Annotated in this window: 13 protein-coding genes; 6 read left to right on the top strand and 7 right to left on the bottom strand. The window is 63.7% G+C overall.

Annotation, left to right across the window (positions count from 1 at the left end; all coding sequences use genetic code 11):
- Nucleotides 1-168: 168 nt before the first annotated feature.
- Both IVB31_RS24695 and IVB31_RS24690 read left to right on the top strand, forming a co-directional pair.
- Nucleotides 169-1,701, top strand: coding sequence for a bifunctional aminoglycoside phosphotransferase/ATP-binding protein (locus IVB31_RS24695; RefSeq protein WP_247328849.1), 1,533 nt, complete (start codon nt 169-171; stop codon nt 1,699-1,701).
- Between the two features lie 25 nt (nt 1,702-1,726).
- Entirely contained in the window at nt 1,727-2,701 is a 975-nt protein-coding gene (locus IVB31_RS24690) for a CHAD domain-containing protein (RefSeq protein WP_247328847.1), read from the top strand.
- Between the two features lie 58 nt (nt 2,702-2,759).
- Here the strand turns inward: IVB31_RS24690 and IVB31_RS24685 are convergent, their stop codons facing one another.
- The 3 genes from IVB31_RS24685 to IVB31_RS24675 form a co-directional block, all read right to left on the bottom strand.
- Nucleotides 2,760-3,224 (bottom strand): RidA family protein, encoded by a 465-nt coding sequence (locus tag IVB31_RS24685; RefSeq protein WP_247328845.1) that lies wholly within the window; start codon nt 3,222-3,224, stop codon nt 2,760-2,762.
- Nucleotides 3,225-3,239: 15 nt separating this feature from the next.
- Nucleotides 3,240-4,931, bottom strand: a complete 1,692-nt coding sequence (locus IVB31_RS24680) for a benzoate-CoA ligase family protein (protein WP_247328843.1) — start codon at nt 4,929-4,931, stop codon at nt 3,240-3,242.
- A 147-nt stretch (nt 4,932-5,078) separates the two neighbouring features.
- Nucleotides 5,079-5,570, bottom strand: a complete 492-nt coding sequence (locus tag IVB31_RS24675; RefSeq protein WP_247328839.1) for a MarR family transcriptional regulator — start codon at nt 5,568-5,570, stop codon at nt 5,079-5,081.
- Between the two features lie 276 nt (nt 5,571-5,846).
- On the opposite strand from IVB31_RS24675, the gene IVB31_RS24670 reads away from it, so the two are divergent.
- On the top strand, nt 5,847-7,022 hold the full coding sequence (locus IVB31_RS24670) for an ABC transporter substrate-binding protein (protein ID WP_247328836.1): 1,176 nt from the start codon (nt 5,847-5,849) through the stop codon (nt 7,020-7,022).
- A 27-nt stretch (nt 7,023-7,049) separates the two neighbouring features.
- On the top strand, nt 7,050-7,508 hold the full coding sequence (locus IVB31_RS24665; RefSeq protein WP_247328833.1) for a cupin domain-containing protein: 459 nt from the start codon (nt 7,050-7,052) through the stop codon (nt 7,506-7,508).
- A 10-nt stretch (nt 7,509-7,518) separates the two neighbouring features.
- Here the strand turns inward: IVB31_RS24665 and IVB31_RS24660 are convergent, their stop codons facing one another.
- The 4 genes from IVB31_RS24660 to IVB31_RS24645 form a co-directional block, all read right to left on the bottom strand.
- Nucleotides 7,519-8,769: a flavin-dependent oxidoreductase gene (locus IVB31_RS24660; protein ID WP_247328830.1), complete on the bottom strand. Its 1,251-nt coding sequence runs from the start codon at nt 8,767-8,769 to the stop codon at nt 7,519-7,521.
- A 54-nt stretch (nt 8,770-8,823) separates the two neighbouring features.
- Complete coding sequence (locus IVB31_RS24655) at nt 8,824-11,175, bottom strand: bifunctional salicylyl-CoA 5-hydroxylase/oxidoreductase (RefSeq protein WP_247328828.1); 2,352 nt, start codon at nt 11,173-11,175, stop codon at nt 8,824-8,826.
- Between the two features lie 93 nt (nt 11,176-11,268).
- On the bottom strand, nt 11,269-12,105 hold the full coding sequence (locus IVB31_RS24650; protein WP_247328824.1) for an enoyl-CoA hydratase family protein: 837 nt from the start codon (nt 12,103-12,105) through the stop codon (nt 11,269-11,271).
- 44 nt (nt 12,106-12,149) lie between these two features.
- Nucleotides 12,150-12,911, bottom strand: coding sequence for an SDR family oxidoreductase (locus IVB31_RS24645; protein ID WP_247328821.1), 762 nt, complete (start codon nt 12,909-12,911; stop codon nt 12,150-12,152).
- A 196-nt stretch (nt 12,912-13,107) separates the two neighbouring features.
- Between IVB31_RS24645 and IVB31_RS24640 the strand changes: the two genes are divergently transcribed.
- Together IVB31_RS24640 and IVB31_RS24635 are read left to right on the top strand one after the other, a co-directional pair.
- Nucleotides 13,108-13,923 carry an alpha/beta hydrolase gene (locus IVB31_RS24640; RefSeq protein WP_247328819.1) on the top strand — a complete coding sequence of 272 codons (816 nt, stop codon included), beginning with the start codon at nt 13,108-13,110 and terminating at the stop codon, nt 13,921-13,923.
- 12 nt (nt 13,924-13,935) lie between these two features.
- Nucleotides 13,936-15,225 (top strand): acyl-CoA dehydrogenase family protein, encoded by a 1,290-nt coding sequence (locus IVB31_RS24635; RefSeq protein ID WP_247328816.1) that lies wholly within the window; start codon nt 13,936-13,938, stop codon nt 15,223-15,225.
- The last annotated feature ends 1 nt before the right edge of the window (nt 15,226 follow it).

Here is a 15,226-nt window from a genome sequence, read left to right as displayed (position 1 = left end):
AGACCCGGCTTGGTCGGGATGCTTGATCCTCGTCAAGCCTTTAGAGCACCGTCCGGTCAGCCGGCGACAGGCGTTGACCAAAGTCAAGGACTGGCCGCGATCACCTCCTAAGGGTTAACCTGACCGGCGGCCGACCGCCTTTCGAAACATCTGGATGTGCCAGCTGGAATGACAGACGATTCTGCGACCCAGGACCGGATCTTTGCGGCTCTGACAGCCTCCGCGGTGCATTCCGGCGTCAGGCGGATCGATACCCACGCCGCTTCAGTCTTCCTCGACGGCAAGCGCGCGCTGAAGATCAAGCGCGCGGTCAGGTTTCCATTCCTCGATTATTCAACGCTCGAGAAGCGCAAGGCGGCCTGCGAGGAGGAGATCCGGATCAACCGGCCGCTGGCGCCGCAGATCTATCACGGCGTCGTGGCGATCACGGAAGAGGCGGACGGATCTGTGAAGATCGGCGGCGACGGCCGACCGATCGAATATGCCGTCGACATGTCGCGCTTCGACGAGAGCCGGACGCTGGACCATCTGGCCAAGGCCGGGCCGCTGGATGCCAGCCTCGCCTCGGCTGCCGCTGACGCGATCGTGGCTTCGCATGCGCCGGCGCTCCGCGCCGACGGCAAGGCATGGGTTGCGTCCATCTCCGGCCTGATCGACGGCAACAGCGATGGCCTGCGGAGCGGCAACCATTTCGAAGCTGAAGAGATTGCACAGCTCCGCCACGCCTCGCTCGCAATGTTCCTGCGCCTCCGACCGCTGCTCGTAGCGCGCGGCCGTCAGGGCTTCGTGCGCCGCTGCCACGGCGACCTGCATCTTGCGAACATCGTGTCGATCGACGAACAACCGGTGCTGTTCGATGCCATCGAGTTCGACGCTCGGATCGCAACCATCGACGTGCTCTACGATCTCGCATTCACGCTGATGGACCTGCTGCGCCACGATCAACCACGCGCGGCCAACCTCGTGCTGAACCGGTATCTCGCAGCGACGCCGCCCGAAAATCTCGACGCGCTCTCCGCATTGCCGCTGTTCATGTCCGTCCGCGCGGCGATCCGCGCCCAGGTGGCCCTGGCACGGCTGAAGCCGTCCCATTCTGATGATCCCGGCATCGTAGACGACGCACGGCGCTATTTTGGCCTCGCCCGGGAGCTGATCCACCCCTCCGCTCCCCGGCTGATTGCGGTCGCCGGGTTGTCAGGCACTGGAAAGACGGTTTTGGCGCGCGCGCTCGCGCCGGACGTTACGCCGCAGCCGGGGGCTGTCGTGCTGCGCAGCGACCTCGTCCGCAAGAAAATGTTCGGGGTCGACGAGACGCAACGGCTGCCGGCATCCGCATACACGCCGGAGGTGACGGCCCGCGTTTACGGAATGCTGGCTCAGGACGCCTGGCGGGTGCTGGCGCAAGGCCATTCGGCGATCATCGACGGCGTCTTCGCCCGTGAGGACGAACGAGACGCGGTCGCCGCACTGGCACGCGCACACAACGTGCCGCTGAGGGGCCTGTTTCTGGTTGCGGACCTCGCGACCCGTCAGGCGCGGATCGGAGGCCGCCGGGGCGACGCATCCGACGCCACGCAAGAGGTTGCCGCGCGGCAAGAGCACTATAATATCGGCCATGTCGGTTGGGCGACCATCGATGCATCCGGGACGCAAGAGCAGACGCTCCAGAATTGCCGGGACGCGATCGCAGCGGGCAAATAAGGCAATCTGATTGACGCGGGCAAGGATGGCGCGACCCAGCACGAGTTCGACGGCGACCGCGCGCGCCAAGCCCGCGGCGAGGAGCAATGCCCTGCCCGGCCGCCTCAGCCCGGGCATGGCCTGCGATACGGCTTTTCGGATCATCGCGCGCCGCCACCTCGACGCTGTCCTCGCCCAGCATGACGGTACATGCGGCGGCGACCCGGAGGCGCTGCACCAGATCCGGATCGCGCTGACGCATCTGCGCACTGCCGTCGGCTTCTTCTCGCCGATGGTCGATGACGCGCTACGGCCGCAGGTGTGGGCCGAGCTGAAATGGCTGAACAGCCAGCTCGGGATGGTGCGGGACCTCGACGTGGCGATCGAGCGGGTCATCGCCGAGAGCGGCGGCGATTTGACCGTGATTGCCGAGCTCCAACATTGGGATGAGAAGCGCGCCGAGAGCCACCGCCTGCTGGCCCGCGCGCTGCAATCCGCGCGGTATCGCCGTCTCGTCGAGCAGACATCGGCCTGGATCGAGAGCGGCCCCTGGTCGACCCGGCGCAGCAAGGAGGCCATCCGATTGCGCCGCTGCTCGCTCGCCGACCACGCGACGGAGCAACTCACCGATTGGGAGACGACGCTGCTCAAGAAGGCGCGAAAACTCCGCAAGCTCGACGTCGAGAAACGGCACAAGCTGCGGCTTCTCAACAAGCGGCTGACCTATTCGATCGAATCGCTCGAGGATTTGTTCGCCGACGATTCGTTGACCAAACAGAAGTCGATCCTCAAGCAATTGCGCAAGGCGCAAAAGTCCCTCGGACAACTGAACGATGACGCCCGAGGGCAGACCCTGGCCGCGTCGTTGAACGAGGCCGTCCCGGAGGCGGGCATTCGCTTTCTCGATCGCAAGCGGGAAAAGAAGCTGTTGCGAACCGCTTCGAAGGCCTACCGGAAACTGGACGAGGCCAAGCCCTTCCGCTCCGCCGACCTTGCGCCGAATGCGGAGCCTGAGGATTAACCGCGCGCAAGCCCCGAGGACGGCGACCTCGCCAAGGCAAATTGAAGCAGGCTGCGGTTCAGCGGGGAATGACGGCGGTGGCTTCGATTTCGACGCGCGCCGCTTTCTCGACCAGCCGGACGACCTGAAGGAGAGCCATCGCAGGATAGTGCGCGCCGAAGATGGCACGATAAATCTTGCCCAGCTCTTTCAGGTTCGCCAGGTACTCGTCCATGTCGACAACGTACCAGGTCAGGCGCACCAAATGCTCGGGCTGCGCACCGGCCTCCGCGAGGATCTCGGCGATGTTGCGAAGGGTCTGGCGCACCTGCGCGACGAAGCCGTCCGCGAGACGCTCCTCTGCATCCCAGCCGATCACCCCGCCAGTGACGACGATGCGGCCCTCGGCGGCCATGCCGTTGGCATAGCCTTTCGGCACCGGCCAGCCGGACGGCTGGAGCACCTGCGCTCCTGAGCGGGTTTCATCTCCGGCTGCTGTCGGCAGCACCGCGAGGTGCGGGCCTTTCGGCGTCGTCACGGACAATTTTCTATCCTTCTCTCATTCCGCCGCGACGCCAGAGGACGTCACTGCGGCCTGTGCCAGTTGGCGCAGGGCAAAGCGCTTCAATTTGCCGGTCTCGGTCTTCGGTAGCTGCGTCACGAACTCGATCGCACGCGGATATTTGTACGGCGCGATCTCGCGTTTGACATGCTCCTGCAACGCGGCCACGAGCTGGGCGTCCGGCGTCACGCCGGGTGCGGCAATGACATAGGCCTTCACGATCATCCCGCGCGCCTCGTCCGGCGCGCCGACGACGCCGCACTCGGCAACCGCCTCATGTGTCAGCAACGCGGCCTCCACATCGGTACCCGCGATGTTGTAACCCGCCGACACGATCATGTCGTCGGAGCGCGACTGGTACCAGAAATAGCCGTCGCTATCCATGAGGTAAGTATCGCCGGTGATGTTCCAGCCATTCTGGACGTATTTGCGCTGCCGCTCGTCGGCGAGATAGCGGCAGCCGGTCGGCCCGCGCACCGCAAGGAATCCCATAGTGTCCGGCGGCACGTCGTTGCCGGCGTCGTCGACGATCTTTGCTTCATAACCCGGCACGGGCTTTCCGGTCGCGCCGGGGCGAATCTCGTCCTCGGTCGCACTGATGAAGATGTGCAGCAGCTCGGTCGAACCGATGCCGTCCATCAGCTTGATACCGGTCGCCTTGAGCCAGGCATCGAATGTCGGCTTGGGCAGCGTCTCACCGGCGGACACGCATTTGCGGAGCGAGGAAATGTCGCGGCCCGGAAGCTTGCCGATCATCGCCCGGTACGCGGTCGGCGCAGTGAAGCAGACCGTGGTCTTGTATTGCTCGATCGCATTCAGAATGTCGTCGGGCGACGTCTTCTCCAGAACGACGAAGGAGGCGCCGATATGCATCGGAAACAGCACGCCACCGAAACCGAACGTAAAGGCAAGCGGCGCCGAGCCGACGAAGCGATCCTTCTGCTCCGCGCGCAAGATGTTGCGCGCATATCCGTCGCAGACCGCCAGCATGTCGCGGTGGAAGTGCATGGTGCCCTTGGGATCGCCAGTCGTGCCCGACGTGAAGGCGATCAGGCAAATATCTTCGGAGGCGGTGTCGACGGCGCTGAATTCGGGACTTGCGTCCGCGATCATCGCCTCGAGCGAGTCCGTCGCGCCGTTGCCCCAATAAACGACCCGCTTGAGACCGGGCGCTGCAGCTCTCACCTTCTCCATCTCGTCGGAGAGTTTTCCGTCGCAGAGCGCGAGCGTGATCTCAGCCTTCTGGATCGGATAGGACAGCTCCTTGGCGCGCAGCAATGGCATGGTCGCCACGACGATGCCGCCGGCCTTGATCACCGCGAGATAGGTCGCGACCATCATGGGATTGTTGGCCGAGCGCAGCAGCACGCGTCCGCCGGTTACGAGACCAAGTTTGCCGACCAGCACGTTTGCGATGCGGTTCACGAGCGCTTGCAGCTCGCGATAGCTGTAGCTGACGGCGGGACTGATGACGCAAGGCGCGTCGCCATGCCCCTGCTCGACCCAGCGATCGACGAAATAGCTGACGCAGTTCAATCGCGGCGGATAACGCAGCTCCGGCCGCGTAAAGATGAATTCGGGCCAGAGCTCAGGCGGCGGCAGATGTTGCCGCGCGAATGTATCGACATGGGCGGTCGCAGCGTTGCCGTCATGCGAGCCCGACACTTGGATCTTGGCGGCGTTGGCCATCGCACGCTCCTTTGCGCATGGAAAGCACCCGGCAGCACTATCTTGGAAACATTTTAGGCTTAAAGCAATTTGGCGCAATAGCGGATTTTGGGCATCCCGTGCTTTTTCCTGTGGCAAAGGGATAGGCCGACTGCCCCGCCCGGGGGACTAAGGCCGGCGGCGCGCAGCCGATTTCTGCGCGGACGCCTTGGTCTTGGCCAGGAGCCGCATCAGTTCGCGCACATCCTTCGGCGTCAAATCGGCGAAGAGATCGGCGATCCAGGTCTCGTGTTCCGCGGCCATCTTGCGAAACTCGGCGCGTCCAAGCTTGGTGAGCCGGATCACTTGAACCCGGCGGTCCGTCTCCGAGGTGCGACGGTCGAGATGGCCGGATTCCACGAGCCGCTCGACTAGGCCGGTGACATTGCCATTGGAAACCATCATGCGCTTGGAGACGTCGGACAGCGTCATGCCGTCGGGCGCCTTGTCGAGCTGCGCCATCAGGTCGAAACGGGGCAGCGTGACATCGAAGCGCTGCCGCAACCGGCCGCGAACCTCGCCCTCGATCAGGGTCGTGCAAGTGAGCAGACGCAGCCACAGCCGAAGCTCTTCGGCGTGGTCCTCCGGCGTTTCGACGGCCTTGGTCTCGGAATCGAGCATCGATGCAATCACTCACGGCCGGCATTGGCGCCGGCGCGGATTCCCCAACGTTTTGAGCTTCAAGTAAATTGACGCCGGCTGCAAGTCCAAAGCTGCAACAATCGACCGCACGCGAACTTCTTTAGGCTTCAAGTAATTGGCGCGCCGCTTGCATGCGCACTGACCGCCGAATGGTGACACCTTGAGCTCTGCTTGCCGCGGCAGCCATCATCGGCATAAGCTTGTATTGAAGTACGCGGCTTGCAGCGCAAGCCCTGATGTCACGGGGGACAGATCATGAAGACGCAAATGACCTTGGCCGCAGCCGCCTTGCTGCTTGGCGCCGCGGTGAGCCCCTCCCTCGCCCAGGAGAAGATCAGGCTGGGTGTAATCGTGACGCTGTCGGGGCCCGCCGCCGCGCTCGGCCAGCAGGTTCGCGACGGGTTTGCGCTCGGGATGAAGGACCTCGGCGGCAAGATGGGCGGCCGCGATGTCGAGGTCGTCGTGGTCGATGACGAATTGAAGCCGGACGCAGCGGTCACTAAGGTCAAGGGCCTTCTGGAACGCGACAAGGTCGACTTCGTGGTCGGCCCGATCTTCTCCAACATCCTCCAGGCGATCCACCGGCCGGTCACGGAATCGAAAACCTTCCTGATCAGTCCGAATGCCGGCCCATCGACGTTTGCCGGCAAGGACTGCAGCCCGTTCTTCTATGTGACCTCGTACCAGAACGATCAGGTGCACGAGATCCTTGGCAAGGTCGCGCAGGATCGCGGCTACAAGCGCATGTACCTGATGGTGCCGAACTATCAGGCCGGCAAGGATTCGGTGGCGGGCTTCAAGCTCGACTACAAGGGCGAGATCGTCGAGGAATCCTACATGCCGCTCAACACGCTGGACTTCCAGCCGGAGCTTTCCAAGATTTCATCGCAGAAGCCCGATGCTCTCTTCACGTTCATGCCGGGCGGCCTCGGCGTCAATCTCGTCAAGCAATACAAGCAGGCCGGCCTCGCCGACAGCATTCCGGTGCTCTCGGCTTTCACGGTGGATGAGTCGACCTTGCCGGCGCAGCAGGATGCGGCCGTCGGCATGTTCGGAGGCGCAAACTGGGCGCCCAATCTCGACAATCCCCAGAACAAGAAGTTCGTCGCCGCCTACGAGGCCGCCTACAACAGCGTGCCCGGCACTTACGCATTCCAGGCGTACGATGCCGCGATGCTGATCGACAGCGCCGTCAAAGGCGTAAAGGGCGATCTCTCCAACAAGGACGCCGTCGGGGCCGCGCTGAAGAAAGCCGACTTCACCTCGTTGCGCGGCGCCTTCAAGTTCAACACCAACGGTTATCCGATCCAGGACTTTTACCTGACCAAGGTCGCCAAGCGTGCGGACGGCAAGTTCCAGACCGAGATCGTTCAGAAGGTGTTTGAGAATTACGGCGACCGCTATGCCAAGGAGTGCAAGGCGGCGAACTAAGCCGCATCGCGTTACGGGAGGACTGCAATGAAGAGCGAAATCACCGGCATCACACGGGCCAATGAGGGCATCCAGGGCATTTCCTGGAATATCCTCGGCCAGACCTACGTGCCGAAGAGCAATACCGAGCACAGCTTCTCCTGGCACGCGACGCTGCCGCCGGGCACGTTCGTGCCGCCGCACATCCATCCCGACCAGGACGAGTATCTCTACATGCTGGAGGGCAAGCTCGATTTCATGCTCGGCAATTCCGAGTCGCAGGCGACCGCGGGCGATCTGATCCGCCTTGGCATGGGCGTGCCGCACGGCATCTTCAACAAGTCGGAGCAGACCGCAAAGGTGCTGTTCTGGGTGTCGCCGACCCGCAAGCTGTTCGACCTTTTCTGGGGCCTTCACAACATGAAGGAGCAGAAGCCGGAAGACGTGGTCGCGATGGCTGCCGAGTTCAACATCCACTTCCTGCCGCCGCCTCCCGGCGCCGGCTAGCAGCTTCACATCAAGCGCGCACCGCCGCCAGCCCCGGCACGGCGGCGAAGCCGGCCTTGGTGGCATAGCCGCGCACGATCGCCTCGCGCTGGGAATAGCTCAGCACGTTGTCGACATTGTCGAAACCGTCGGGCGCGAGCTGTTCGACCGCGTCGATGACGCCCTCGGGGCCGCCGCGCCGGTTGGAGCGGACGATGTCCGCGGTCATCGGCAGGCGCTTCTTCTCGTATTCAAGCAACGCCTGGCGCGGGTGCTCGGCGCGCACCAGCGCGTCGGCAAGGCAGCGCGCATCGAGGATCGCCTGCGAGGCGCCATTGGAGCCAACCGGATACATCGGATGCGCGGCATCGCCGAGCAGCGTAACGCGCCCGGACGACCAATAAGGCAACGGATCGCGGTCGCAGGTCGGATATTCGTAGAATTCCGGCGTCGCCGAGATCAGGCTCTTCACGTCGATATACGGCACCGAGAAGCGCGCGACATGCGGCATCAGCTCCTCGCGCCGGCCCGGTCGCGACCAGTCTTCTTTGCGCGGCGGCGGCGCGTTGCCCTCGCCCACCTTCACCAGCACTGCCCAATTGGTGAGGCGGCTCGCGGGGCTCGATCCATCCGCGATCGGATAGATCACCACCTTGGCGTTGAGGCCGCCGGCCACGATCATCGATTTGCCGGTGAGAAACTGGGGCCAATCGCGTGCGCCGCGCCACAGCATCAGACCGTTCCAGCACGGCGGCCCCTCGTTCGGGAACAGCGTGTCGCGGACGCGCGAATGAATGCCGTCCGCGCCAATCAGGATATCACCGCGTGCGGTATGGATGTGTGCGCCTGAGCGGTCGAAGAAATAGGCGGTGACGCCACCCTCGTCCTGGGTGAATGCACCGAGACGGCAGCCGGTGTGGATCGCCTCGTGCCCGAGCCGCTCCTCGACGGCGCGATGAATCACGCCTTGAAGGCGGCCACGATGAATCGAGAATTGCGGCACGTCGTGGCCGGCGTCGATGCCACGGGCTTCGCGCCAGACTTCCTGGCCATGACGGTTGAGGTAGTAGAGCTGATCGGTACGGATCGCGACATCGTCAAGCTGCTGGAGCAGACCCAGGCTGGCAAGCTCACGCATCGCATGCGGCAGCGTGTTGATGCCGACGCCAAGCTCGCGGATGGTATCGGCCTGCTCGAAAATCTCGCAGGCAATGCCACGCGCACGCAGCATCAATGCGGTGGTGAGACCACCGATACCGCCACCGACGATAATCGCCTTCATCGCCTTAAACTCCACTCAAAACGCCAGGCAATGGGGTTAAAGTCGCACGGGCAGTCACTCCGCCGCAAGCGGCTTCGTCGCCTCCGCCTTGAGCTCGGCCCGGGTCTTGGGCTTAGCCTTAATGCGCAGCTCCTCGAGATCCTGCCGGTCGCGCACGCTGTTGCGGAAAATCTGATCTTTTCCGGGAAGATATTGCGGCGGGCAGAACGCGTCGCCCGCTCCGTACCAGGCCGCCGCCCTCATGGTGAAGAAGGGGTCAACCAGATGCGGCCGCCCGAGCGCAACGAGGTCCGCCCGGCCGGCGGCCAGGATGGTGTTGGCCTGGTCCGCCGTCGTGATGTTGCCGACGCACATGGTGGCCACGCGCGCCTCGTTGCGGACCTGGTCGGAGAACGGCGTCTGGAACATGCGGCCATAGATCGGCTGCCCATCGCGCACGGTCTGCCCGGTCGAGACATCGACGAGATCGACACCGGCTTCGGCAAAAGCGCGCGCGATCGTCACCGCATCGTAGCCACCGATACCACCCTCGGCCCAGTCCGTCGCGGAAATGCGCACCGACATCGGCTTTTGCGACGGCCACACCGTCCGCAGCGCCTCGAAGATTTCGAGCGGAAAGCGCAGGCGGTTTTGGAGCGAGCCGCCATACTCATCCGTGCGGGTGTTGGTCAGCGGCGAGATGAAGCTCGCAAGCAGATAGCCGTGGGCGCAGTGCAGTTCGAGCATGTCGAAGCCGCAGCGTTCGCCGCGCTCGGCCGCCGCGACGAAGGCGTCCCTCACCACGTTCATGCCGGCGCGATCGAGCTCGCGCGGCACCTGGCTGTCGGGGAAATAGGGCAGCGGCGATGCCGAGAACACGTCCCAGCCGCCGTCGTCCAGCGGACGATCCATGCCGTCCCACATCAGCTTAGTCGCGCCCTTACGCCCGGCGTGCCCCAATTGCAGGCAGATTTTCGCGGCAGAATTGGCATGCACGAAATCAACGATCCGGCGCCAGGAAGCCTCCTGTTCGTCGTTCCACAGGCCGGCGCAGCCGGGTGTAATCCGGGCGTCGCGGGCGACGCAGGTCATCTCCGTGAAGATCAGGCCGGCACCACCGATCGCGCGCGATCCGTAGTGCACAAGGTGAAAATCGGTCGGCACGCCCTCCTTCGCCGAATACATGCACATCGGCGACACCACCGCGCGATTGGCGATCTCCATCTCGCGCAACCGGAACGGCTGGAACAACGGCACCACCGGTTTCTTGGTGTCGACTTCAAGACCGCTGTCACGAACACGCTTGGCAAACGATCTTTCGACCTCGGCGACGAAATCGGGCGCGCGAAGTTTCAGATTGTCATAGGTGATCGCCTTCGAGCGCGTCATCACGCCGAAGGCGAACTGCACGGGATCGAAATCCCAGAAGCGGTCGACATGCTCGAACCAGACCAGCGAGACGTCGGCGGCGTGCTGCGTCTTCTCGACCTCTTCGCGGCGGCCGTGCTCGTAGACGTCGAGTGCCGCCTTGATGCTGGGCGCCCTCTCCATGGCGTCAGCCAGCGCGATCGCGTCTTCCATCGCGAGCTTGGTGCCTGAACCAATCGAGAAATGCGCGGTCGCCTTGGCGTCGCCGAGCAGCACCATGTTGTCCTTGACCCAGCGTTTGCTGCGGATCATCGGGAAGTTGCGCCAAGTCGAGCGATTGGTGAGCAGTTGGTGCCCATCGAGAAACCAGCCGAAGATATCAGCCATCCGCGCGGCGGACTGGGTTTCGTTCAGCCCCGTCAGTCCCGCCCGATCGAACGTCTCCGGATCGGTCTCAAAAATCCAGGTCGAATGCCCGGCTTCATATTGATAGGCATGGGCGATGAACGGCCCCCACTCCGTCTCCTGGAAGATGAAGGTGAAGGCATCGAGCGGCCTGGTCGAACCCATCCAGGCGAACTTGTTGCTGCGGAGGTCGACCTCCGGCTCGAAATGATCGACGTATTTGTCGCGGAAGCGGCTATTGATGCCGTCCGCGAGCACGACGAGATCGGCGTCCGCAAAGCGGGATTCGTCCTCCACGTCCACTTCGAACTGCAGGTTCACGCCCAGTTCGCGCGCCCGCGCCTGGAGGATCAGAAGCAGCTTCTGCCGCGAGCAACCACAAAAGCCGTTGCCGCCGACCCGATGGACCGTTCCGCGGAAGTGCACGGCGATGTCATCCCAGTAAGCGAACTCCTGGGTGATACGGCGATAGCTCGGAAGATCGTGCTTCTCGAAATTGTCGAGCGTGGCGTCAGAGAACACCACGCCGAAGCCGAAAGTGTCGTCGGCACGGTTGCGTTCGTAAACGGTGATGTCGGCGCTTGGGCGCTGCTTCCTAAGCAGGATGGCTGCGTAGAGACCCGCAGGTCCGCCACCGATGATCGCGACTTTCATGGGAGCCTCGCCAATTCAACCCGCCGAAACTATTTTAAGCCTAAACTAATTTGGCGCAAGCCCCATTACGGCAAGCTGTGGGCAAAGCCCGACCTAGTCGCCCCTGAAGACCGGCTTGACCTTGTTGGCGAAAGCCTCGAAGGCGCGTTCGAAATCGGCCGTCGTCATGCACAGCGCTTGAGCAACGGCTTCCGCCTCGATTGCCTCCTCCACCGACATCGCCCATTCCATGGCCAGCATCCGCTTGGTCATGGTGTTGGCGAAAGTCGGCCCTTCCGAGATCTGCTTGGCCAGCACCTGTGCCTGGGGCAGCACCTGCTCCGGCGTGACGAGGCGGCTGAAGAAACCCCAGCGCTCGCCCTCCTCCGCGGTCATGAACCGGCCGGTGTAGAGCAATTCGGAGGCGCGGGACTGTCCGATGATCCGCGGCAGGATCGCGCAGGCGCCCATGTCGCAACCCGCAAGGCCCACCTTGTTGAAGAGGAATGCGACCTTGGTCCCGCTCGCCGCAAGCCGCATGTCCGACGCCATGGCGATGATCGCGCCCGCGCCGGCGCAGATGCCCTCGACGGCGGCAACGATCGGCTGCGGGCAGGCCCGCATCGCCTTGACGAGGTCGCCGGTCATCCGCGTAAATGCCGTCAGCCCCTTGGTGTCCATCTTCACGAGCGGACCGATGATCTCGAACACATCGCCGCCGGACGAGAAATTGGCACCGGCGCCGGTGACGACGATGCACTTGACCGCATCGTCGAATGCGCAGGCCCGGAAGAAATCAGTGAGCTCGCGATAGCTCTCGAAGGTCAGCGGATTCTTCCGTTCAGGACGATTGAGCGTGACCGTGGCAACACCGTCGACCACGGCCAGCAGGAAGTGTTGCGGCGAATAGTCCGCGAGCGGCAATGTCACGGGATTGGCGGGTCTGCTCATGCGATCTCCTTAGGCTTCCTTGTTCCGCGCCTGCGTCATGCGCGCTAAATCTCGCCACCGGCAACAGCGATGGCCTGTCCGGTGATTGCGCCGGCGCCCTCACCGCACAGCCAGAGCACGCAATCCGCGACCTCCCGAGGAGAGATCAGCCGTCCTTGCGGATTATGTTTCGCGAGCTCGGCAATCGCCTGCTCGCGGCTACGGCCCGTCTTCTTCATGATGGTCTCGATGCTGCCGGCGACCAGATCAGTATCGGTGAAACCGGGACACACCGCGTTGACGGTCACATTGCTGCCAGCCATCTCGAGTGCAAGGGAGCGCACCAGACCGACCACGGCGTGCTTGGCCGCAGTGTACGCGCTGACATAGGCGTAGCCCTTGAGCCCCGCCGTCGACGCGATCGCGACGATACGGCCATAGGGACGATCCTTCATCCCCGGGAGCACCGCGCTGACAGCGTGAACCACGCCCATGAAATTGACGTTCATCATGCGCGCGAACAGGGCGCTGTCGGATTTGGAGAACGGCGCGGACTCGGCACTTCCCGCGTTGGCGATCAGGATGTCGATCGGCTGCCGCGCATTCGCTTCGGCGATGGCGGCTTTCAATGAGGTTTCGTCCGAGACGTCGGCGACGGCCGCAAAATGCGCGGCCCCCGCACTGATAGCCTCTTCAAGTGTGGCAGCGTTCCGGCCAAGGACGGTCACCGTCGCACCGGCCTCGACGAGCGCTGCTGCGATCGCACGGCCGATGCCGCGACCGCCACCAGTCACCAGCGCGTGCGGCGAATGCGGTAATCCGGACATGCGCTGGCTCCCTTGCATTCTGCTGATCGCTCTCTCGATATATTTTAACCTTCAAACTTTTGCAAACAAAGCTCGACCTGGTACGGGAACGGCCGCACGCTGAAGACCGGCCCGAAAATTGCTTTAAGTATAAAATTATCTCTTCCCATCCCTCACCGGCCTGTTAGCATCAAAAGGCCAAGCCAAAGGATGTCCCGTGTCGCAACCTGCGCCGATGATAACAAAGGACGGCCGCTTCGCCTATGAAGCCGCGGGCGATCCGGGCGCGACACCTCTGATTTTCCTGCATGGCATCGGCGGCGCGGCGCGGGCCTGGCGGCAGCAGCTTGCCACATTCGGTGACCGCTTCCACGCGATTGCGTGGGACATGCCTGGCTATGGCGGATCGGCGCCGCTCGCCAGCGTCAGCATCGCTGCCCTGGCGGATGCGCTCCAGCGATTCATCGAGCAGCTTGGCGCGAGCAAGCCCATTCTGGTCGGTCATTCCATCGGCGGCATGATCGTCCAGAAATGGCTGGTGCAATTCCCAAAACTGGCGCGCGCCGTCGTGCTGGCGCAGACCAGCCCGGCCTTCGGCAAGGCCGACGGCGACTGGCAGAAATCGTTCATCGCGGCACGCCTGGGGCCGCTCGATCGCGGGGAAACGATGAAGTCGCTGGCGCCCTCCCTTGTGAAGGAGCTTGTCGGCGATGATCCTGATCCCGCAGGGATGGAGCTTGCGCGCGAGTGCATGGGTAGCGTGCCTGAGGCAAGTTATCGCGCCATGATGCTGGCCTTGATCGGCTTCGATCAGCGGGCCACGCTCAAGGACATTTCCGTCCCGACGCTGCTGCTGTCCGGCTCCAAGGACAACAACGCGCCTGCGCCGATGATGGCAAAGACAGCGACCTACATTCCTGCCGCCGAATATGTCGAGCTCGACGCTGTCGGCCATCTCGCCAACCTCGAGCGTCCCGATGCCTTTGACGAGGCCCTCGGCCGGTTCCTGAACTCCGTCGCGACCAAAAAATAGGGTGACTGAGCAATGACCATGCAAGTCAGCAAGAACATCGGCACGACCGACAAGGTCGCGCTGGATGCCCCGATCTTCGATCCCGTCGCATTCCGCCTGAGCGACGAGCAGGCCGGCATCATCGCGCGCGCCCGCGAGATCGGCCAGAGCGTGTTCGCCGGCCGCGCTGCGACGTACGATCGCGAGGCGACGTTCCCGAGCGAGAATTATCGCGATCTGCATCGCGTCGGCCTGCTTGGCATTGCCGTCCCCAAGAAGCACGGCGGACTCGGTGCGGACTATCAGACCTATGCCTTGGCGGCGGCCGAGATCGGCCGCTATTGCGGCGCGACTGCGCTCACCTGGAACATGCATGTCTGCTCGACGCTGTGGTCGGGCCCGCTCGCCGACGATCTCGACATGGATGCGGAGACCCGCGCCGAGCACGAGCGACGGCGCGCGGTCCACTACAAGCGCATCGTCGAGGACGGCGCCATCTATTCGCAGCCCTTCTCGGAGGGCGGTGCGGCTGCCGCAGGCGGCGTCGCTTTCGGTACCGAAGCACGGCCAGTCGAGGGCGGCTGGATCGTCAACGGCAAGAAGATCTTTGCATCACTCTCCGGTCACGCCGACTATTACGGCGTACTCTGCACCGAGACCGAGGAAGGCGAGAAGGCTTCGCGCCGCAATACGCTTTACCTCGCGATCCCTGCGAAATCGGAAGGCGTCTCAGTCGTCGGCGACTGGGACCCACTCGGCATGCGGGGCACGGTCTCGCGGACGCTCCTGTTCAAGGACGTGTTCGTACCGAAGGATTCGGCGCTGATGCCGCGGGGCGTCTACTTCCAGGCCGCGATGCGCTGGCCACACATGTTCTTGACGTTGTCGCCGACCTATATGGGCCTGGCGCAAGCCGCCTACGATTTCACCGTGCGATATCTGCGCGGCGAAGTGCCGGGCATGCCGCCGGTCAAGCGCAGGATGTACCCGACCAAGCAAATTGCGCTCGCGCAGATGCAGATCAAGCTCGAGCAGATCAAGGCGATCTGGTTCCAGGCCGTCACCGAGGCCCGTGCCAATCCAAGCAAGGAGCAGGTGCTGCGCGCCTATGCCGCGCAATATTCGGTGATGGAAGGCGCCAATGAGCTCGCGGCCCTCGCGATCCGGACCTGCGGCGGCCAGGCCATGCTCCGGTCGCTGCCGCTGGAGCGGATCTATCGCGACAGCCGCTGCGGCTCGCTGATGCTGCCCTGGACGGCCGAGCTCTGCCTCGACCGGATCGGGCGCGAGGCGCTGTACGAGGCCGGTGAAGCGGACGACTGAC

This window comes from Bradyrhizobium sp. 21, assembly GCF_023073335.1.
GTDB lineage: Bacteria > Pseudomonadota > Alphaproteobacteria > Rhizobiales > Xanthobacteraceae > Bradyrhizobium.
The sequence above is the reverse complement of the archived record's forward strand: the minus strand, read 5'-3'. Positions and strand labels throughout refer to the sequence as shown.